The sequence below is a fragment of the Agromyces neolithicus genome, from assembly GCF_039529735.1.
GTDB lineage: Bacteria > Actinomycetota > Actinomycetes > Actinomycetales > Microbacteriaceae > Agromyces > Agromyces neolithicus.
Genome location: NZ_BAAANJ010000009.1, coordinates 234,840 through 253,541, shown reverse-complemented (window position 1 = coordinate 253,541; position 18,702 = coordinate 234,840). Strand labels below are relative to the sequence as shown.

The 18,702-nt window shown below is 67.7% G+C and carries 13 protein-coding genes and 3 tRNA genes; 7 read left to right on the top strand and 9 right to left on the bottom strand.

Features of this window, described 5'->3' with window-relative positions; translation table 11 throughout:
* Positions 1-4 precede the first annotated feature (4 nt).
* From folE to tilS, 4 genes are all read right to left on the bottom strand, one after another.
* Positions 5-598 carry a GTP cyclohydrolase I gene (gene folE, locus ABD164_RS13395; RefSeq protein WP_344296788.1) on the bottom strand — a complete coding sequence of 198 codons (594 nt, stop codon included), beginning with the start codon at positions 596-598 and terminating at the stop codon, positions 5-7.
* 26 nt (positions 599-624) lie between these two features.
* Positions 625-2,643 carry an ATP-dependent zinc metalloprotease FtsH gene (ftsH, locus tag ABD164_RS13390; protein ID WP_344296787.1) on the bottom strand — a complete coding sequence of 673 codons (2,019 nt, stop codon included), beginning with the start codon at positions 2,641-2,643 and terminating at the stop codon, positions 625-627.
* A 141-nt stretch (positions 2,644-2,784) separates the two neighbouring features.
* Positions 2,785-3,336, bottom strand: a complete 552-nt coding sequence (gene hpt / locus ABD164_RS13385) for a hypoxanthine phosphoribosyltransferase (RefSeq protein ID WP_344296786.1) — start codon at positions 3,334-3,336, stop codon at positions 2,785-2,787.
* 38 nt (positions 3,337-3,374) lie between these two features.
* Entirely contained in the window at positions 3,375-4,502 is a 1,128-nt protein-coding gene (gene tilS / locus ABD164_RS13380) for a tRNA lysidine(34) synthetase TilS (RefSeq protein ID WP_344296785.1), read from the bottom strand.
* Positions 4,503-4,560: 58 nt separating this feature from the next.
* Here tilS and ppa point away from each other — a divergent pair, with 58 nt between their 5' ends.
* Positions 4,561-5,046 (top strand): inorganic diphosphatase, encoded by a 486-nt coding sequence (gene ppa, locus ABD164_RS13375; RefSeq protein WP_344296784.1) that lies wholly within the window; start codon positions 4,561-4,563, stop codon positions 5,044-5,046.
* Between the two features lie 81 nt (positions 5,047-5,127).
* Here the strand turns inward: ppa and ABD164_RS13370 are convergent, their stop codons facing one another.
* Positions 5,128-6,444: a C40 family peptidase gene (locus ABD164_RS13370; RefSeq protein WP_344296783.1), complete on the bottom strand. Its 1,317-nt coding sequence runs from the start codon at positions 6,442-6,444 to the stop codon at positions 5,128-5,130.
* A 25-nt stretch (positions 6,445-6,469) separates the two neighbouring features.
* Entirely contained in the window at positions 6,470-7,798 is a 1,329-nt protein-coding gene (locus tag ABD164_RS13365; protein WP_344296782.1) for a peptidoglycan DD-metalloendopeptidase family protein, read from the bottom strand.
* A gap of 254 nt (positions 7,799-8,052) precedes the next feature.
* Between ABD164_RS13365 and ABD164_RS13360 the strand changes: the two genes are divergently transcribed.
* The 3 genes from ABD164_RS13360 to ABD164_RS13350 all read left to right on the top strand — a co-directional run bounded on the left by ABD164_RS13360 (position 8,053) and on the right by ABD164_RS13350 (position 8,388).
* Positions 8,053-8,125, top strand: a tRNA-Glu gene (locus ABD164_RS13360).
* Positions 8,126-8,171: 46 nt separating this feature from the next.
* Positions 8,172-8,245 (top strand) — tRNA-Asp (locus tag ABD164_RS13355).
* Between the two features lie 70 nt (positions 8,246-8,315).
* A tRNA-Phe gene (locus ABD164_RS13350) sits at positions 8,316-8,388 on the top strand.
* A 37-nt stretch (positions 8,389-8,425) separates the two neighbouring features.
* Here ABD164_RS13350 and ABD164_RS13345 read toward each other — a convergent pair.
* Both ABD164_RS13345 and ABD164_RS13340 read right to left on the bottom strand, forming a co-directional pair.
* Positions 8,426-9,655 carry a tyrosine-type recombinase/integrase gene (locus ABD164_RS13345; RefSeq protein ID WP_344296781.1) on the bottom strand — a complete coding sequence of 410 codons (1,230 nt, stop codon included), beginning with the start codon at positions 9,653-9,655 and terminating at the stop codon, positions 8,426-8,428.
* Positions 9,655-9,852, bottom strand: a complete 198-nt coding sequence (locus ABD164_RS13340; protein WP_136710117.1) for a helix-turn-helix domain-containing protein — start codon at positions 9,850-9,852, stop codon at positions 9,655-9,657. The genes ABD164_RS13345 and ABD164_RS13340 overlap by 1 nt, the downstream gene beginning before the upstream one ends.
* A gap of 136 nt (positions 9,853-9,988) precedes the next feature.
* Here ABD164_RS13340 and ABD164_RS13335 point away from each other — a divergent pair, with 136 nt between their 5' ends.
* Entirely contained in the window at positions 9,989-10,702 is a 714-nt protein-coding gene (locus ABD164_RS13335) for a hypothetical protein (protein WP_344296780.1), read from the top strand.
* A 310-nt stretch (positions 10,703-11,012) separates the two neighbouring features.
* On the opposite strand, the gene ABD164_RS13330 is transcribed toward ABD164_RS13335, so the two are convergent.
* Positions 11,013-14,525 (bottom strand): SIR2 family protein, encoded by a 3,513-nt coding sequence (locus ABD164_RS13330; protein ID WP_344296779.1) that lies wholly within the window; start codon positions 14,523-14,525, stop codon positions 11,013-11,015.
* Positions 14,526-14,779: 254 nt separating this feature from the next.
* Here ABD164_RS13330 and ABD164_RS13325 point away from each other — a divergent pair, with 254 nt between their 5' ends.
* Both ABD164_RS13325 and mobF read left to right on the top strand, forming a co-directional pair.
* Positions 14,780-15,718 (top strand): hypothetical protein, encoded by a 939-nt coding sequence (locus ABD164_RS13325; RefSeq protein WP_344296778.1) that lies wholly within the window; start codon positions 14,780-14,782, stop codon positions 15,716-15,718.
* A gap of 295 nt (positions 15,719-16,013) precedes the next feature.
* Positions 16,014-18,656 (top strand): MobF family relaxase, encoded by a 2,643-nt coding sequence (gene mobF, locus ABD164_RS13320; protein ID WP_344296777.1) that lies wholly within the window; start codon positions 16,014-16,016, stop codon positions 18,654-18,656.
* Positions 18,657-18,702 lie beyond the last annotated feature (46 nt).

Sequence of the window (18,702 nt, the reverse complement as noted above, 5' to 3'; positions counted from 1 at the left end):
GGACTCACGCACCGCGGCCGCCGATCAATGCCATGATCTCACCCCGCGCCGCGGGCTCGGCAAGCGCGCCTCGGCTGACGATCGTGACTGACGAGCTGCGTTCCTGCCGCGGACCGCGCGTCGTCACGCAGCGATGCTGCGCGTCGAGCACGACGAGCACGCCCTTGGGGGCGAGGCCGGCGACGAGCGCGTCGGCGATCTCTTCGGCGAGCCGCTCCTGCAACTGCGGGCGCGAGGCGAGCGTGTCGATGACGGCCGGGATGCGACCGAATCCGACGATGCGCTCGCCGGGCAGGTAGGCGACGTGCGCGGTGCCGACGAACGGCAGCAGGTGGTGCTCGCACACCGACCGGAAGGCGAGGTCGCGCAACACCACCACGTCAGAGGTCGTCGGCCCGCCCGCATCGGCCACGCCCACCGGCACGGTGTCGGCGAGGTGGGTCAGTGGGTCGACCTCGAGCCCGGCGAAGAACTCGGCGTACGCCTCGGCGACGCGCTGCGGCGTGCGCTCGAGCCCGGGCCGGTCGGGGTCTTCACCGATGGCGAGCAGGATCTCGCGCACGGCGCGCTCGATGCGCTGCGCATCCACTGCTGCCATGGAACCCCTCTCGGGTCGACGACCGATTACGCGGTCGCGGGGCGCGGGTTCGAGCGCGGTGAGCGCGCGGCGGCGGGCTCATCGGCAGCCGAATGACCCGAATCGACGCCGCCGTCGACGGCGCCCTGATCGATCGGCGCCTTCTCGGTCGGGAACTCGATCGGCGGGATGTCGCTGACCGGACGGTTGTCGCTCGAGAGCCACTGCGGGCGCTCGGGGAGCTTCTTCACGTTCGTGAAGATCTCGGCGATCTGCTTGTGGTCGAGCGTCTCGTTCTCGAGCAGTTCGGCGGCGAGCCGGTCGAGGATCTCGCGGTTGTCGTTGAGCACCTGCCACGCCTCGTCGTGCGCCTGCTCGATGAGGCCGCGCACCTCGGCGTCGACCTTCTCGGCGATGCGCTCGGAGTAGTCGCGCTGGTGGCCCATGTCGCGGCCGAGGAAGACCTCGCCCTGCGACTGCCCGAGCTTCACGGCGCCGACGTTCGCACTCATGCCGTATTCGGTGACCATCTTGCGGGCGGTCGACGTGGCCTTCTCGATGTCGTTCGAGGCGCCGGTCGAGGGGTCGTGGAACACGATCTCTTCGGCGACCCGGCCGCCCATGGCATAGGTGAGCTGGTCGAGCAGCTCATTGCGGGTGATCGAGTACTTGTCTTCGAGAGGCATGACCATGGTGTAGCCGAGCGCGCGACCGCGCGGCAGGATCGTGATCTTCGTCACCGGGTCGGTGTAGTTCATCGCCGCAGCAGCGAGTGCGTGGCCGCCCTCGTGGTAGGCCGTGATGAGCTTCTCCTTGTCTTTCATGACGCGGCTTCGACGCTGCGGGCCGGCGATGACACGGTCGACCGCCTCGTCGAGGGCGCGGTTGTCGATGAGCTGCGCGTTCGAGCGAGCCGTGAGCAGTGCTGCCTCGTTGAGCACGTTCGCGAGGTCGGCGCCCGTGAAGCCCGGCGTCTTGCGCGCGAGCACCTCGAGGTCGACGCCCTTCGCGAGGGGCTTGCCCTTGGCATGCACCTCGAGGATCTTCTGGCGGCCCTTGTGGTCGGGCGCGTCGACGCCGATCTGGCGGTCGAAGCGGCCGGGACGAAGCAGTGCGGGGTCGAGGATGTCGGGACGGTTCGTCGCCGCGATGAGGATGACGTTGGTCTTCGGGTCGAAGCCGTCCATCTCGACGAGCAGCTGGTTGAGGGTCTGCTCGCGCTCGTCGTGCCCGCCGCCGAGGCCGGCGCCGCGGTGCCGGCCGACCGCGTCGATCTCATCGACGAAGATGATGGCCGGCGCGTTCTGCTTGGCCTGGTCGAAGAGGTCGCGAACACGGGATGCACCGACACCGACGAACATCTCGACGAAGTCCGATCCCGAGATCGAGTAGAACGGCACGCCGGCCTCACCCGCGACGGCGCGGGCCAGCAGGGTCTTGCCGGTTCCGGGAGGGCCGTAGAGCAGCACGCCCTTGGGGATGCGGGCACCGACCGCCTGGAACTTCGCGGGCTCCTTCAGGAACTCCTTGATCTCGTGCAGCTCTTCGATGGCCTCTTCGGCGCCGGCGACGTCGTCGAACGTCACCTTCGGGCTCTCTTTCGAAACGAGCTTGGCCTTCGACTTGCCGAACTGCATGACGCGGTTGCCGCCGCCCTGCATGCCCGACAGCATGATCCAGAAGAAGAGGCCGATGAGCACGAGCGGCAGCAGGATGCCGAGCATCGAGAGGAACCAGTTGGGCTGGGGCACTTCGTCGTTGAAGCCGTCGGCCGGGTTCGCCTGGTCGATCGCGTTCACGACGTCTTCGCCGCGGGGCGTGACGTAGTAGAACTGCACCTGCGTGCCGAGGTCGCCTTCGGCCTCGCTCAGCGTGAGGTCGACGCGGTTCTCGCCGTCGACGATCTTCGCGGCCGAGACCTTGCCGTCGCTGAGCAGCTCGAGGCCCTCTTGCGTCGAGACCTCACGGAAGCCCGACGCGGTGATGAGGCTCGAACCGATCCACACGGCGACGATGGCGAGCAGGATGTAGATGATCGGCCCGCGCAGGATCTTCTTCATGTTCATGGTGTTGCAAGGCTACCCCGCCCTAACTGTGCGTCGGCTTCCTGTTCGCTGAGGGCGCGAGCCGCCGGTCGAGTAGGCGCGCAGCGCCGTATCGAGACCACACCGGGTCTCGATACGCTCCGCTACTCGACCGACGAGCTGTTATGAGTAGACGTGCGGCGCCAGGATCGCGATGTCGCGCAGGTTGCGATAGCGCTCGGCGTAGTCGAGGCCGTAGCCGACGACGAATTTGTTTGGGATGTCGAAGCCGAGGTATTTCACGTCGACCTCGACCTTGGCGGCGTCGGGCTTGCGCAGCAGCGCGCAGATCTCGATCGACGCGGCGCCGCGCGACTCGAGGTTGCCGAGCAGCCAGTGCAGGGTGAGCCCCGAGTCGATGATGTCCTCGACGATGAGCACATGACGGCCGGTGAGGTCGGTGTCGAGGTCTTTCACGATGCGCACGACGCCGCTCGACTGCGTGCCGGCACCGTACGACGAGACCGCCATCCAGTCCATGCTCACGTGCGGGCGCAGCTCACGGGCGAGGTCGGCCATGACCATGACGGCGCCCTTCAGCACGCCGACGAGCAGCAGGTCTTGACCGTCGTAGTCGGCCTCGATGCGCCGGGCGAGTTCGGCGAGCTTCGCGTGGATCTCGGCTTCGGTGACGAGCACCTCGGTGAGGTCGGCGTCGATCTCGTTCGCGTCCATGCATCGATCCTAAAGGTGGGGCGCCTGGTTGCCTCAGCTCAGTGGTCGTGCGGCAGCACGGCGGTCGAGCCGGTCGTCGAAAGCACGACGTGACGACCGGCACGCGTGGCACGGATGCCCCCCGGCAGGTCGATCGGCCCCTGGCCGTGCCAGTCGGTGACGAGCCGGGCGACCTCGAGGGTCTGCGCCCTGGTGAGCGAGACGCCGAACTCGCTCGCGACGACGTGGCGGATGATGCGCTGGCGCAGTGCAGCGGGGTTCGCCGCGAGCACCCCGACCGACATCGCGATGCCGGCCTCGGCCGGCTCGCAGATCTCCTCGATGAACTCGTCGATCTGCTCGGTGAAGGCGGCCTCGTCTTCGCGCAACTGCTCGGCCGTGCGCACGAGCGCCTCGGCGACGCCCGGACCGAGTTCGGTCTCGAGCGCAGGCAGTACCCGCTCGCGCACGCGCACGCGCGCGTAGGAAGGATCGGAGTTGTGCGGGTCGTCCCACGGTTCGAGGCCCGCGTCGAGGCACGCCTGCCGGGTGGTGGCACGCCGGATCGAGAGGATGGGCCTCGCGTAGCGCCCCGCGCGGGCGGGCATGCCCGACAGGCTCGCGGTTCCCGAGCCCCGGGCGAGGCCCAACAGCACGGTCTCGGCCTGGTCGTCGAGCGTGTGGCCGAGCAGCACGATTGCGGCGCCGGTCTCTTCGGCGACGGCGTCGAGCGCGGCGTACCGCGCAGTGCGAGCGGATGCCTCGGGCCCGCCCTCACCCGAAACATCGACTCGCCGCACCACAACGGGGTCGAGCCCGAGCTCGCGGGCCTGTCGCGCGGCGCGCGCCGCGACATCCGCCGACCCCGCCTGCAACCCGTGGTCGACGATCACCGCACCCGCACGCCACCCGGCGCGCGGCGCCTCGAATGCGGTCGCCGCCGCGAGCGCGAGCGAGTCGGCCCCGCCCGACAGCGCGACGAGGGCGAGTGGCCCCGTCGGTCGAGTGGTCGGGGAAGCCGGCGTATCGAGACCAGAGGCTGTGGTCTCGATACGCGTCGCCTCCGGCGGCGCTACTCGACCGGCGGGAGCGAGCACGGCGCGCACCGCACGACGCATGTCCGCGATCGGCGGCGTCAGGCGCGGGCGTCGCGCCGTGGCGGCATCCGTGGGCTCGTCGGAAGGCATCAAGTAACCTTATTCCGCGCGCCGCGGGCGCCGAAGCTTCCAGACTGAGGAGAACCACATGGGCGAGTACGCCGCCGTCATCGAGATCCCGAAGGGGAGCCGCAACAAGTACGAGGTCGACCACGAGACCGGCCGGGTGTTCCTCGACCGGGTGCTCTACACGAACTTCGTCTACCCGACCGACTACGGCTTCTTCGAGAACACGCTCGGCGACGACGGCGACCCGCTCGACGTGCTCGTGCTCACCCAGTACGCGCTGTTCCCCGGCGTCGGCGTGACGGTGCGCCCCGTCGGCGTGTTCCACATGACCGACGACGGCGGCGGCGACGCGAAGGTCATCGCGGTGCCCGCGGGCGACCCGCGCTGGAACCACATCCAAGACGTGAACGACATCCCCGAGTTCACCCGCAAAGAGATCGAGCACTTCTTCGAGCACTACAAAGACCTCGAGCCCGGCAAGTGGGTCAAGACCGAGGGATGGGCCGACGCGGCCGAGGCCGAGTCGCTCATCGCCAAGGCGATCGAGGCGTACCCCGGTCACTGACCGGGTTTCACGAGCGAGCGGATGCCCCGGGGCATCCGCTCGTTTCGTCTTCTCGGGGTTGCGACTCCCCGCGGGACGAGGTCAGGCGGGGCGGGCGGCCGCCGAGGGCGAGCCCCAGATGAAGTACTCGCGCACGGGCACGCCCTCACGCGGGGCCTCGAGGATGCGTCCCCCGCCGAGGTAGATCGCGACGTGATAGTAATCGCCGCCCGAGCCCCAGAAGAGCAGGTCGCCGCGCTGGATGCTGCCGAGCGACACGGCCTTTCCGCGACGTGCGAGGGTGTAGTACTGGTTCGTCGCCGAGTGCGTGCCGATGCTGATGCCGGCTGCGGCATATGCCGCCCTCGTAAGGCCCGAGCAGTCCCACACGTTCGGGCCGGCGCCGCCGAGGCGGTAGCGCTCGCCGAGCTGCTGGCGTGCGAACCAGATGGCCGTCTCGACCGCGTTCGAGTTCGGTGGGGCGGGGGCCGGTCGGGGCGGGGGTGCAGGGACAGGCGCCGGTGCCGGTGCCGCAGGCGAGGTGTCGCCGCCCGCGCGGGGCGGCGTCGCGGCGTCGGCCGCCGCGTCGGCTCGGGCCTCTGCCTCGGCGCGCAACCGCTCCTGCTCCTGCTCCTGCGCCCGCCGCAACGCCTCTTCGGCGGCTTCACGGGCGAGCCCTTCGGCACGACTGCGTTCGAGGTCGGCGGTGGTGTCTTTCAGCGTCGCGAGCTGCGCATAGAGCTCGGTCGAGCGCACCTCGGCTTCGGCGACCGCTGAGAGTGCGGCATCCGCTGCCGATCGCGCCTCGTCGGCGCGCTGCTCGGCGACGCCCGCGAGCCGTTCGCGCTGCTCGGCCGCCTCGGCGGCCTGTTCGCGCAGCGCGTCGGCCGCGTTGCGGTCGGCCAGCGCCTGCTCGTAGACGCCCTGCGACTGCTCGCCGAGCTTCGACGCCATGCCGAGTTGCCGCAGCAGTCCGTCGGCGGCCGCGGCGTCGGCCCCGCCGAACATGAGCTCGGAGTTGAGGTCGCGTCCGGCGGTTCGAGCGAGGTGGGCGGCCAAGAGACCCGCGCGCATCTTCGAGATCTCGGCGACCGCGTCGGCCTCGGCGGCCTGTGCGCCGAGGGTGCGCTCGCGCTCGGCCGCCCGGTCGCGCGCGTCGATCGCCTGCCGCCACGCCTCGTCGGCCATCTGCGAGGTCTGCACCGCGGCGTCGGCCGACCGCTGCAGGCCGGCGAGCAACTCGCCGAGTCGACCGATCTCGGCCTGCTTCGTGGACTCGTTCTGCTTGGCCTGCTCGATCTCGCTCCACGACGGGTAGTCGGGCTCGGCGGCGGCCGGCGGCCCCACGAGCCCGACCGACGCGGTGACGGCGCCGACGGCGCCGACGGCCACGGTCGAGAACACGGTGACGGGCTTCACCCGCGAAATCGGCCGGGTGCGGTGCTCAGCCAAGGTAGACCCCGCGAGCAGACATGAACGGCACCGGGTTGATGCGGCTCCAGCCGTCGTACACCTCGAAGTGCAGGTGGCAGCCTGTCGACGCGCCGGTCGTGCCGCTCGCGGCGATCTGCTGGCCGGCGTTCACCCACTGGCCGTAGCCGACGAACAGCCCGCCCGGGCGAATGTGCGCATACCCGGTCGAGACACCGCCGCCGTGGTCGATCTTGATGAAGTTGCCGTAGCTGCCCGACCAGCCCGCGTAGGTCACGGTGCCACTGTTCGCGGCATAGATGGGAGCGTCGCACCCGGTGGCGAGGTCGGTGGCGTAGTGGAAGCTGTTCGAGCAGTATCCGCCGCCGCAGATCACCTGGCGCGGCCCGTAGCTGCCCGAGATCCAGCCGTAGGCGGGCTTCGCCCAGCCCGACGTCACGACCGTGCCCGGCGAGCCGTTCTTGATCGCCTCCTGGCGGCGGCGCTCCTCTTCCTTGCGCCGGCGCTCCTCTTCGGCCTTGCGCACGCGCTCGCCCTCTTGGTAGGCGGCGGTCGTCTTGGCCTCGGCGTCTTTCAGGAACTTCAACTGCTCGTCGAGTTCGATCTTCCTCGCCTCGGACTCCGCCAGCGCCGCCTCGGCCGCGGCCTGCGCCGCCTGCGCCGCGGCGAGTGCCTCTTCGGCGGCGATGCGCAGCTTCTCGCGCTCACCTCGGGCGACGGCGGCCTGGTCGCTGAGCGACTGGGCCGAGTTGCCCTTCTCTTGCGCGGCTTCGTAGATGCCGCTCGTGCGCTCGACCATCTTGCTCATGTTGCCGAGCTTCGAGAGCAGCACATCGGTGGCGCTCGAGTTGCCGGCTTCGAGGAACAGGTTGACGCCGAGGTCGCTGCCGCCGGCACGGTAGAGCTGTGCGGCGACTTGGCCGGCGTTGCGTTCGGCCTCGGCGGCCTCGGCAGCGGATGCATCGGCCTCGGCCTGGATCGTCGCCGCCCGCTGCACGGCGTCGTCGTACTTCTGCTGCGCGACGAAGAGCTCTTCGGTGCGGCGCTCGGCTTCGAGGCGGGTCGCTTCGACGTTGGCCGCGAGTTCGGCGATCAGTGCGGTGATCTGTTTGACCGCGGCGGCGCCCGCCGCCGTGTCGGCCTTGGCGGCCTGCACCTCTTGCCACGTGGGGTAGTCGGCGGCGAAGGCCGGCTGCGGAGTCGCGACCGCCTGCCCGGTGAGCGCGATCGCGACGACCGCGAATCCCGCGACCAGCCGGCGCGCGAACCGGCCTCGGGCGCCCGCACGGCGACGGCTCGTTCGGGCGCGGGTTGGCGGCGTGCTGACTGTGGTGCGGTCCATGGTTCCCCGTCCACGCGGGCGGCTCGTCCCCGCGCTCCTCACTCTCGCTTGGGCATTCGCAGCCTTCACGATAGGTGCGCCCTGCATGGATTCCGGGCATTGTCGAGGGCGTGTGGCGGATGCCCCGGGGTCGGGGCCGGGGCATCCGCTTCGCTCGTTTCTCGCTCGTCGTTCGTTCGTTTTGGTTCGTTTTGCCAACTCGCGGATTCTTACGTATGCTTGGCTCTCGGTGGTTCTGCCCAGGCATGACCTCCGGCCCCATCGTTTAGTGGCCTAGGACACCGCCCTTTCACGGCGGCAGCACGGGTTCGAATCCCGTTGGGGTCACTGCACGACATACAATTGAACAGCCTGGTGTTTGCGAACACCACGAGGCCCTGTAGCGCAGTTGGTTAGCGTGCCGCCCTGTCACGGCGGAGGTCGCGGGTTCAAGTCCCGTCAGGGTCGCTCAGGCGACAAGCCCTTTCCCTTACGAGAGAAGGGGCTTTCTCCTTATTCGAGGCAGTTATCGTCTCGAGGCTCTGTAGCTCAGTTGGTAGAGCGTTCGACTGAAAATCGAAAGGTCACCGGATCGATGCCGGTCGGAGCCACACTCAAAACCCCCGGTTTACCGGGGGTTTTCTCGTGTCAGCGGGAGACTCCGCCGGGGTCGCGCCGAGGCTGTGCCATTAATGTGCCATTAAGGTCGGCGGGGGTCCGCCGTCTGGTTCGCCGCGATGGTTCGCCGCCCGCGCTCTTGAGTGCGTTGTTCAGTGCTGCGCCGGTGCGGAGCGCGACGCCCTCGCGGGCTCGCGAGTAGCGCTCGGTGACCTGCAGGCTCGAGTGCCCGAGGGTCGCCTGAACGTCGGGTGCGCTGGCGCCGGCGTCGAACAGGATCGTCGCGAACGTGTGCCGCAGGTCGTGGATGCGCAGGTCGGGTCGGCCGATCGCCTCGCGCAGCATCTCCCAGTCGGCGCCGCGGCGCGCATTGTGGTTGGTAAGCCGCCCGCCGTCGGGTCCGGCGAACAGCAGGTCGCTCGACTGCTTGCCGCGGGCGGCCGCCTCGGCGTAGGGACGCAGCGCATCGATCAGCGGGACGTCGCGGGACTTGTGGCTCTTCGGCGACTGCTCGATCAGCTCGCCGCGTTGCCCAGGACTCAGCGACCGGCTGACGCGGATGATGCCGCGCTCGAAGTCGACGTCGCCGACGCGCAGCGCGGTCGCCTCCCCCGCCCGCATGCCCGTGTAGACGAGCGCCGCGAGGTAGCCGCGATAGGCGCCCTCGGGAACGAGGTCGAGCAAGACGCGAATCTGGTCAAGGGTGAGCGCGCGGGATACCGGCGAGATGGACTCGCGCATGCTCGGTCGCTTGACCTCGCGCGCCGGGTTGTAGTCGATGAACCGCGAACGGCGCGCGCCATCGAGCAGACGTGACAGGACGGCGAGCGCATCATTCTTGGCGGATGCTCCGCCCGACCACGCCACCATCGCCGACTCGATCATCGGCGAGGTGATGTCCTCGAGCCGATGCCTGCCCAGACTCGGCTTCACGCGAAGTCGCCAAGCCACGCCGTAGCTGCGCGCGGTCGCCGGGCGCACGGACGATTCGATCGCCGGCCAGTACTTCTCGTGCCACTGCTCGAGCGTCATCGAACCGTTCGGGTTTCGACCGGCAACCATCTTCGCGAGCTCGCGCTTCGCCTCGGCCACTGTGAGGAACGTTCGGGATCGCTCGGCCGCGCCGCCCTCGACGCTCGGGCCGACGACGCGGATCTGGTAGCGCTGCCGGTCGGCGCGCCAGCGGATGCCCTCGGGCAGCGGCCGACCCGTGCGCGGATCGACCCGCGACGGGGTGTCTTTCGTCGGCCGTCCGGCCATCAGTGTTCCGTGCCGCCCCGGGCGAGCAGCTCGTCGATCGTGTCGGCGCTCCACAGCAGGTGCTTGCCCATGCGCGCATCGGGCTCGGGAATCAGCCCATCGTGGCGCAGCTTGTCAAAGCTCGAGACCGGGATGCGACACCGCTCGGCCGCCTCGACTCGGCTCAGATACTCGACCCTCCACGCAGTGTCGACCATGACGCTCCCCCTCGACCCATCGGCCGCCGGCTGGCATCTCGTGCATGCCGACCCACGCGCGGCTATTTGCAAGTACCTGAGATTATCACTCCACGCGGGTTTCGGCAAGTACCTGAGTTGTGGCTAGACTCGAGCCATGGGCCTTCCCGAACCGTCCCCATGGGCGAACCAGTCGCACGATGGACTGCTCGACGCGACCGACCTCCCCGACGGCTGGCACCTCCCGCACCGTTTCCCCGGCGAGCGGAGCGACGACCCGAGCGCGCAGATCGATGAGCTCCTCGGCTACAACGACTGGGCGAATAGCGAGGAGCAGGTCCAGGGCCAGCAGGAGTCCGATCAGAACGAGACGATCGACGGCCGCTGGCGCTACCTCGAGCACGAGGCTACGCGCACGCGCGTGATGATCCGCCTGCAGCGTCAACTCTTCGCCGTGCCCGAGGAGATCCGCATCACGGGCGTGATCTACCTCCCCTGGCGCCCGGGCGACCCGATCACGAGCCAGCTCCTTCGCGAGCTCCCGACCGCCCGCATCGAGGCCGCGATCAACAAGCGCCTCTTCGCAATGAAGCGCACCGAGACGATCACGGGCGGCAAGATCGTGCTGCCCTCGGGCCGAAAGGTCAGCGAGCGCGACCTGCTCAAGCCCCTCGGCGATCCGAAGAAGGTGCCCGATTTCTACGAACTGGTCGCGCTGCAGCACGGCCGGCTCACCCAGCAGGGCGACCCGAACCCGAGCGCGACGATGGCGCAGATCAACGGCGTCGCCCTCTCGACCGCGCAGGGTTGGATCACGAAAGCGCGCGACCGCGGGTTCCTCCCGCCCGGTCGCCGTGGGCGGGCGGGATAACTCCACAACGGAGACGGAGGCCCGCACATTCTGGGGCAGCTCCGCAACGAGGCAACGCGGATCGCGCGTGGAGGGCCACCTGATCGCGGCTACCGGACAGGGCGAGCCGTTTCAATGGGCGCGCCCCTAGGGGCGCGCACAACGCATGGCGCGAAACGATTCAGACCTATCGCGAGCGATACGATCCTTCGGAAGATCCGCAAGGAACGTACAGCTCAGGGCTAATGGACCTTCTGGAAGACGAGGCGTAGCACTCGGGCGCATCGATCGACCGGGTCGCGCGCGGCGGCGCGCCTCAAGGGGGCGGCAGTCAGTCTTCGTGAAGCAAGTAGCCCTTCTCTCGCGCTGCCATCACGAGCGGCCCGAGCTCTTCGGAGGAGAGTGACGAACTGAGGCTCTCCACTAGTTCACGGAGCTGGTACGCCAGCATCATGTTGTTCGGTTCAGTGTTCGAGACCCGTTCCGTCAAGAACGCAACGAGCGCCGATCCGTGCGCGTCGAGCGCCTCGGTGGGGATGTCGATGCTCAGATTGTCCGGGTCCAACCCCGGCGCGCGATCGCGGAACGTGACGATCCCCTCCGGAATGCGTGCTCCGAGCAGGGGAATGACGTCGGCCCACGCAGCCAGCTCCGCTGCGTCGGGGTCCCGGGGAACACCGTTCAAGCGATCTTCCAAGTGACCTCGCAACCAGGTCACCCAGGCGGTCTCTCCGTCTTCGGCACCGGAAGCCAGCTCTTGGGCGACCTCCTGCGCGAAGCGGGGCGCGTGCACGCCGCCCTGAGCGGTGACGCTCGCGAAACACAGTCCTCTGCGCTCAGCGGCTGAGATTCCTGCGCTTATGGCGATGGACGCGGCCAGCGAGAGGAACCGCTGAATCAGCGCTTCATCATCAAGGTCGGATAGCCGCTCCCACATGCTCAAGAGTGCGGTGAACATGCCGTTCTGCAGCATCCGGTCGTTGATGCGGGCCCCGTAGAGATATGCCTTCCAGGTTCCGACCATGGTGGTTGGGTCGGTGAACAGCGGGATCACGCTGTCGGTGGTGAAGGCTTCGTCGGCAGCGAAAAGGAAGAACAGCTCGCGGGCTACGGCAGGAGCAGTCGCTGCCACCAAATTCGGTAGTGCAAGCAGTGTCCGGAGTGCCGCAGTTTCGTGGTCGTTCAGGCCACCCCAGCCGTCGCGGTCGCTGCGCCAGCGTCGGTCGATCTCTGTCAGCCAATACGTCGCGAGTTCGCCAGGCCAGGAGTTCAGAGCGAGCATCGGCCCGTCGTATCCGATGGGGAACGCGTTCTCGTCGTCCTCGTTCTTCGCGAGAAGACCTTGTGCAAGGTTTCGCAAACGATTGGCGGAGGTGGATGCACCGGAGTCGACGATCTGGCGGATCTGGCCGAGTAGGAATTGCGCCACCGGCCGGGGAGAGCCGGCGAGCAGCGCATCTTGGGACAGCGCCTCGATGACGCTCAGCCTCGCCGGCTCAGTCATGACAGCCTCGGCCCAGCCGGAGACAATCGCGTTCCGAATCTGTCCTTGCTTCTTGTGGTCAAGCGAGTGCAGCGCTTCCAGGAGTTGGAGACCGGATGCAGGGTCTTCGCTGGCCGCACGACCGAAAAGGTCGAGCGCGTCGTCCCACGTGGGCTCGTTGAAGTTGCGTTCGGTGTAGTCGCGAGCCAAAACTGAACTCAGAGCAGCGTCAGCCCCGTCCGACGTGACCATCCCCACGAAGTCCTCAGGTTCCATGGGAAGAACCCCGCCCCAGGTGCCGGTGCTGACCGTGAAATCTTGGTCGGGCGCTTCTCGTTCCGCGAAGTTGGGGTACTCGGCCCGGATCGCAGCGAGTTCGGCTGCCGCTTCAGCCCATTCCGGTGCCGCGCGGGTGATCCAGATCAGGACGTTGAACTTGCTGTAGGCGATATGCCGGTCCACGTCATCGACCCCCGCGGGGAACCGTGGGCCTCGCCGCACTGCCTCGAGAAGCGCCGCCAGCGATGCGGCGCTTGCCTCAGCAACCGTACCTGCGAGTATCCGGAACACTTCATGCTTTACCCCACCCAGGAAGGTGGCATCCCGGTCCGTCACCCAGGCGACCTTGTCATCCGCGGAACGGTTGGTGTCTTCGGCAATGAGATGAAGTGCAAGTCTGCGGAACAGGACGCGGTCGAACAGCCACCACCGGTCTGGCAGATCGGGCGCGTCGTCGAGCAAACGCTCTCCGACGATCCGGAGCCCGTCAATCATGGAGTCGATGTGGTGGATGCGATGCTGCGGCTGGTCCTCGATCCGGCTTCTGCTGAAGCGGAAACTGGCGTGCTCACTCGCTCCGTTGTACGCGGCGACAAGGTCGTATGCGCTGTGGAGTGCCTCTTCGAAGAAGCTGAGGGTTCGTGGGTCGCCAGAGTCTGCAGATATCGCGTGCTCGGTCACGATTTTGTGCAGGTCTCGCGGGTTAAGGGGCCATCCGAGGTCGGCGCTCGGCGGATAGTTGCTGTCGTTATCTGAGAGCCATCCCCGCTCCAGCACGAGGTAGGGGCGCAGCACGGACCGGACTATGGCACGAGTGTTCGACATTCCGTCGCGCGCGAAGCGGTGCGCGGAACCCGGATCTCCGGGGGCGGTACGTCCTTCGATGGAGGTCATCAAGAGCACTCGCCATCGTGAGCCGCGGTCGGGATTGATGCGGAAGAGCGCTTCCGTCGCGAGCGCGACGGAGAAGAGCAAATCGTCGGAGAATCGTCGTCCCAGGCGCTGCACCGTGTGGAGGGCGAGATCGCTCGTCTCGGGGTTCTCGATGAAGGTGGAGTACCAATGTGCGAGGACGCTGCTCGGAGGGGAGGCGGGGCCTCCTTGGAAGAGAGCCTTGAAGATGTCGGTGCCCTCGAGCCATCGCAGCCAGCGATGCTCGGTCGCATGCAAGGCGAAGCGTCGCGCTCCCTCCTCGGTTTCGATCTGGGAGATGAGGTAGTCGCGCTCGGGCAGCGGGAGGGTCGTCGAGTCTCCGTTGATGATCTCCCGGACCCGAGCGTCGTGTTCGAGCGCTCCCATCCTGGCGCGTTGCGCCCAGGTAGTCAGAGCGTCTTCGAGATTGCCGTGGTCGCGTTCACCGCGGAGCGTGTAACGGATGGGAGTGATCTCGAGATGTTCCCACTTCGGATCGTCCCCGTCATTGGTGAACGCGTACCGGCGGGTATTGGAGGGGAGCCCGAGCGCGAGGTACCGCATGATGGTGTCCTCGTGGCTGTACCCGACGAACACTACTGTGCGCTTGTCGAACATCGGCAACAGGAACCGCGTAGCCCATGCCTCTGTGATGTAGGCGCGGCCGAAGTCTCGATCCGTGACAATCAGCTCATCGGGCGGGCGACGCACGGACCCGTGCAAGTACACCAGCCCGGCATAATCGGAACCAATGGGGAGTGCGGGGCTATGCCAGACATCGGCGGGGTTCACACCAACGGCGGCGGCGGCACTTTCGAGGTGAAGGTCGAAGTTCGTGGTGACGACCCGAAACTTCCCGCTCGTCGCCGCCAGCTGCGCGATGGCAGTGTGGGCGGGATTGAATGCCGGAGTTCCACTCTGTATTTCGTCGCGCACATGGCGTCGGGTGTCGAAACCCTCGGGAAGCGAACCGAGGAAGAAGTCGAGCCCGCCGTCATTCGAGAACGGCACCCCCGCCTTCTCCGCCATGGCCTTGGCGAGACCCTCAAACGAGGGCAGGTTCGACGGCGGTCCCATCGAAGCTCCGGCGCCGACAAAGAATACCAAGTCGCCATCTGCGTGGGCGTCGACAACCGGCTGCGGGATCTCAACATCCCCCGTGATCCACACTGCAAGCCCCCCTCAAGATGCTGACTCGCTCAACAGTCTCCGCGAGGCGTCTGCGCCGCGATGAAGTCGGCCGCAGCGCGAGCTCAATCGTAGCCACCACCCTGCGACACCCCGACCCTCCACCGTGGCGCGCCGACGCAGAGAGGGCCGCTTCGGTACGCACGAACCGTCCCCCGGCGGCCACTACCTGCTGAGGGAATGACTGCGCGCATGGACCGAGAGTCGTTCATTTGCGCGTCCGTCATCATGATACTGTGACCGACGATTCAAACGACCGCTTCCAACTCGCGGCCGCAGCAACCACGCGGCTAGTGTCGCAGTGCGTTGCCCACGCCGAGCGCGTCTCGGCGAAGCTGAACGACCGCATCGCTGCAGCTGCTACCTCCAGCCCCTGTCGACTCGACGAGGCCCGCGCTCTAAACGGTGAGCACCTGCTGGCGTTCAAGCAGCTTCTCGAGCACGTCGAGACTATGTGCAATGCGATGGTCTCCCACCTAACCGGACTCAAGCACCTTCTGAGTGACGAGATGTTCCACCCACTTCCGGCCATGGTGATTGCCCGCGCCATCGCCGAGGTCGCCGCATCGACATCTTGGATGTTGCACCCCGGGTTGTCCTCGGACGAGCGCGCGGCCCGGGGTTACGCGACGATGTTCGCAATCGTGCAGCGGAGCATCACCGACGCGCAGCCGTCGGACGTGGCTCGCATGAAGGAGCTTCGGGAGGAGCTGGTCAAGCACCTGCGCAAGCCCGGCGGCGATCTGACGGTTGAGCGGGGCAACAAGCACGGCGTCATCCAGGAGTACGTCGCGCAGATAACGGTCGGCCGAGGTCACAACAAGGCGCGAGCGAAGGTTGCGGTCAACTACTCGCAACGCATCGAGCAAGAGATCCCTGATATCGGGCCGCTCTACAAGGCGATGTCCGGAGTCGCCCACGGAACGCAGACCGCGATCACAACGTCATGGAGCACACCAGATTCGTACGCGAGGCTTATTGGCCACGTTGCCAGCGCGAGCACCGAGGCATGGTCCCATGCCCTGCACGACTGGGTCGGAGCCAGCGCGGGCCGCTTCCTCAACGAGACCGATCGGCAGAACATTCTGCTTTCGATACCTGAAGCGACTCGGGCCCGAGCCATAGCCAAGTTCGCAGCAATGGTGCTTTCTGATGGTGGTCCTGGCACAAAGTGATCCGCCGGAGTCACGTCCGCTACGCCGACAGCGCGAGTGCCGAGAACCCGGCGACGTTCGTTGGCACGCATGCGACCCTTACCGCGCATGGAGCGTAAGGGGATCCGTCAACGCACAATTGCCCAATCGTCGCAGGCTGCTGAGCAGCAAAAGCAGGCACCACGCAGAGTACCCGTGCGGACTGCTTACCGGTTGCCGCATCTCGACACCCGCGTCATTACCCATTTCAGTGGTGCGAATGGACGTATGCTACCGTAGGTAGTTGCAAGAACCTGAGCTAGCTCGGAGGAAGGCGATGAAGGGTGGCGTGATCCTGTACCGGGGTTCCGGGGCCGACGCGCGCCGCTACCTCGAGTCCGATCGCTCACGTGCCGACGACTACTACCTCGAAGGCGGCACGGCGCTGGCCGAGTTCTCCGTTGTCGACGGCAGCGGCGACCTGATCGGCGAGGGCGCGCTCGCCCCTGACCAGTACGCCCAGTGGGTCGACTGGATCAACCCGCTCACCGGCGAGTCGATGGGAACGCCCCGCCAAGCTGGCGACGCTCGTCACGGATCGCCGCGGTTCGCCGAGATGGTCGTCAACGCGCCGAAGTCGCTGTCGATCGCCTCGGCGCTGCACCCCGAGGTATCCGATGCTCTCGACGCGGCGCAACGCGACGCCGTCGCCGAGATTCGCGTCTGGCTCGGCCAGCACTCGGTCACCCGCGTCGGCCCGCGCGGGGCGCAACGCGTGGTGCCGGTCGAGCAGCTCGAGACCGTCGCGGTCTCGCACAAGACCTCGCGAGCCGGCGACCCGCACCGGCACATCCACTTCCAGATCGGCACGCGGGTGTGGGCGGATGCCGCGTGGCGAGGTCTCGACACGGCAGCGCTGTTCCGGCAGCAAGGCGCGATCCGCGCGCTCGGCACGGCCGTGATCGCGGCGCACCCGCGGCTCGCGGCCACGCTCGATGCGCATGGCCTCACGCTCGATCCAGTGACGGCCGAGGTCCCTGAACTACAGCCGTTCAACGCGGCGATGAGCAAGCGCGCCGAGCAGGTCGCGCGCAATCTGGCGCACTTCGAGAAGGACTGGCGTGCGGCGCATCCGAGTCAGGAACCCGGGCCGGCCGCGATGTCGCGACTGACCGCGATGGCGTGGGACCACGAACGGCCGCACAAGAAGCCGACCCAGCTCGGCAGTGAGGAAGCGTGGCGACGCGAGCTTGAGGCATCCGGCTATCGACCTGATCTCGAGCGCGTGTCAACGCATCGGTGCGTCGCGCTCGATGAACTGAGCGTGCAGGATGTCGCGTCCCGCGCGCTCGATCGTTGCGCGGCCGCCGCGTCAGCCTGGACGGTGCACGACATCCAGGAGCACGTGTCGCACCTCATGACGGAGGCCGGCGTGCTCGCCGACCCGACGCAACTGCGCCAGTTCGCCACCCTCGCCACGGAACTCGCGGAGGAGAACTGCCTTTCGGTGCTGCCGCCAGATGGGCCGCGCCCCGAGCACGTCGCGCACTTGACGAGCGTGCACGTCATCGATGTCGAGACCCGGCTGCGCGATCTGCTCACGGCCCGCGCCGAACGGCCGCAGCAACGCACACCGGACATATCGCGCATCGCGCGGCGACTCCGACTCGACCCCGCACAGTCGCGCGCGGCTGCGGCCGTGTCATCCGCTCAATCGCTCGTCGCCGTGGAGGGTGCGGCCGGCGCGGGCAAGACGACGATGCTCGCCGCTGCCATCAAGGCGGCGGCCATGCAGGGTCGCAAGACCCGCGTGGTCACGCCGACGAAGAAGGCTGCGGACGTTGCGCACCAGGAGCTCGGGGTCGCAGCCGACAGCGTCGCCAGGCTCGTGCACGCTTACGGGTGGCGTTGGAATCGCGATGGCGTGTGGACCCGGCTCGCCATCGGCGACCATGACCCTGATACGGATTCCGCGTACGCCGGCCCCGCAGCATCCGCTCGACTGCGCCGCGGCGAGCGAATCATCGTCGACGAGGCGGGCATGCTGGATCAGGACACCGCGCTCGCGCTGCTGACCATCGCCGATGAGGCCGGCGCCACGGTCGCCCTGGTTGGCGACCGTGCGCAGCTCGCCGCCGTCGGCCGTGGTGGCGTGCTCGACATGGCCGCGCAGCTGCTGCCCCGCGTGCATCGCATGACGGCGGTGCACCGATTCGTCGACCCTGAGTACGCGGCGATTACCGTGCAGATGCGGCGCGGGGATCATCCGGAGGCGGTCTTCGATCGGCTGTGCACGCTCGGTCTTGTTGTGATTCATGCAAGCCCGGACGCGCAGCTCGAGGCGCTTGCGCGCGAGTGGCGCGAAGGTTGCGCGATGACCGTTGCGACGAACGACGAGGCGCGCGAGCTTAACGCACGGATTCGCTCAGAGCGGGCGCGGGCCGGCGATGTCGACGACAGCCGCACGGCGATCGGAAGCGATGGGCTGGACATCGGACGCGGCGATGTGATTCAGACTCGGCGGAACGAATCTGGTGTGCGAGTGGCGAACCGGCAGATCTGGGTCGTTCGGAGGGTGGGCGAGGACGGTGCGGTCTGGGCTGCTGCGGACGCTGGCGGGAGAAGGCCGCGCACGGTAAGGCTGCCTGCCGAGTACGCCACCGAGCACACACACCTCGCGTACGCGGCGACTGCCCACGGGGTGCAGGGTTTGACGGTGGACGAGTCACACACAGTGATCAGTGATGCAATGGGCGCGGCGAGCGTCTACGTGGGAGTGACTCGTGGTCGGGCAACCAATCGAGTTCACATTGTCGCGGCCGAGGTGGGTGATGCGCGCAAGCAGTTCGTCGCCGCGATAGATCGCGACCGCGCCGATCGCGGGCTCGCGAGAGCCACGCGAGCCGCGCAGATGTCCGTGCGCGGCCTGACGATCGACACAAGACCCCGGCCTGTACCAGTAGCAGGTCTGCGTCGATAAGGTCTCCGTTGCACCCTGATGGGGCCTGATCACCTCGTGGCCCGTC

Excerpts from the sequence above, each read along its gene's own strand:
- ABD164_RS13340 (WP_136710117.1), bottom strand. The coding sequence starts at position 9,852 with ATGGTCGACACTGCGTGGAGGGTCGAGTATCTGAGCCGAGTCGAGGCG.
- hpt (WP_344296786.1), bottom strand. The coding sequence starts at position 3,336 with ATGGACGCGAACGAGATCGACGCCGACCTCACCGAGGTGCTCGTCACC.
- ppa (WP_344296784.1), top strand. The coding sequence starts at position 4,561 with ATGGGCGAGTACGCCGCCGTCATCGAGATCCCGAAGGGGAGCCGCAAC.
- ABD164_RS13365 (WP_344296782.1), bottom strand. The coding sequence starts at position 7,798 with ATGGACCGCACCACAGTCAGCACGCCGCCAACCCGCGCCCGAACGAGC.
- ABD164_RS13345 (WP_344296781.1), bottom strand. The coding sequence starts at position 9,655 with ATGGCCGGACGGCCGACGAAAGACACCCCGTCGCGGGTCGATCCGCGC.
- ftsH (WP_344296787.1), bottom strand. The coding sequence starts at position 2,643 with ATGAACATGAAGAAGATCCTGCGCGGGCCGATCATCTACATCCTGCTC.
- mobF (WP_344296777.1), top strand. The coding sequence starts at position 16,014 with ATGAAGGGTGGCGTGATCCTGTACCGGGGTTCCGGGGCCGACGCGCGC.
- ABD164_RS13335 (WP_344296780.1), top strand. The coding sequence starts at position 9,989 with ATGGGCCTTCCCGAACCGTCCCCATGGGCGAACCAGTCGCACGATGGA.
- folE (WP_344296788.1), bottom strand. The coding sequence starts at position 598 with ATGGCAGCAGTGGATGCGCAGCGCATCGAGCGCGCCGTGCGCGAGATC.
- tilS (WP_344296785.1), bottom strand. The coding sequence starts at position 4,502 with ATGCCTTCCGACGAGCCCACGGATGCCGCCACGGCGCGACGCCCGCGC.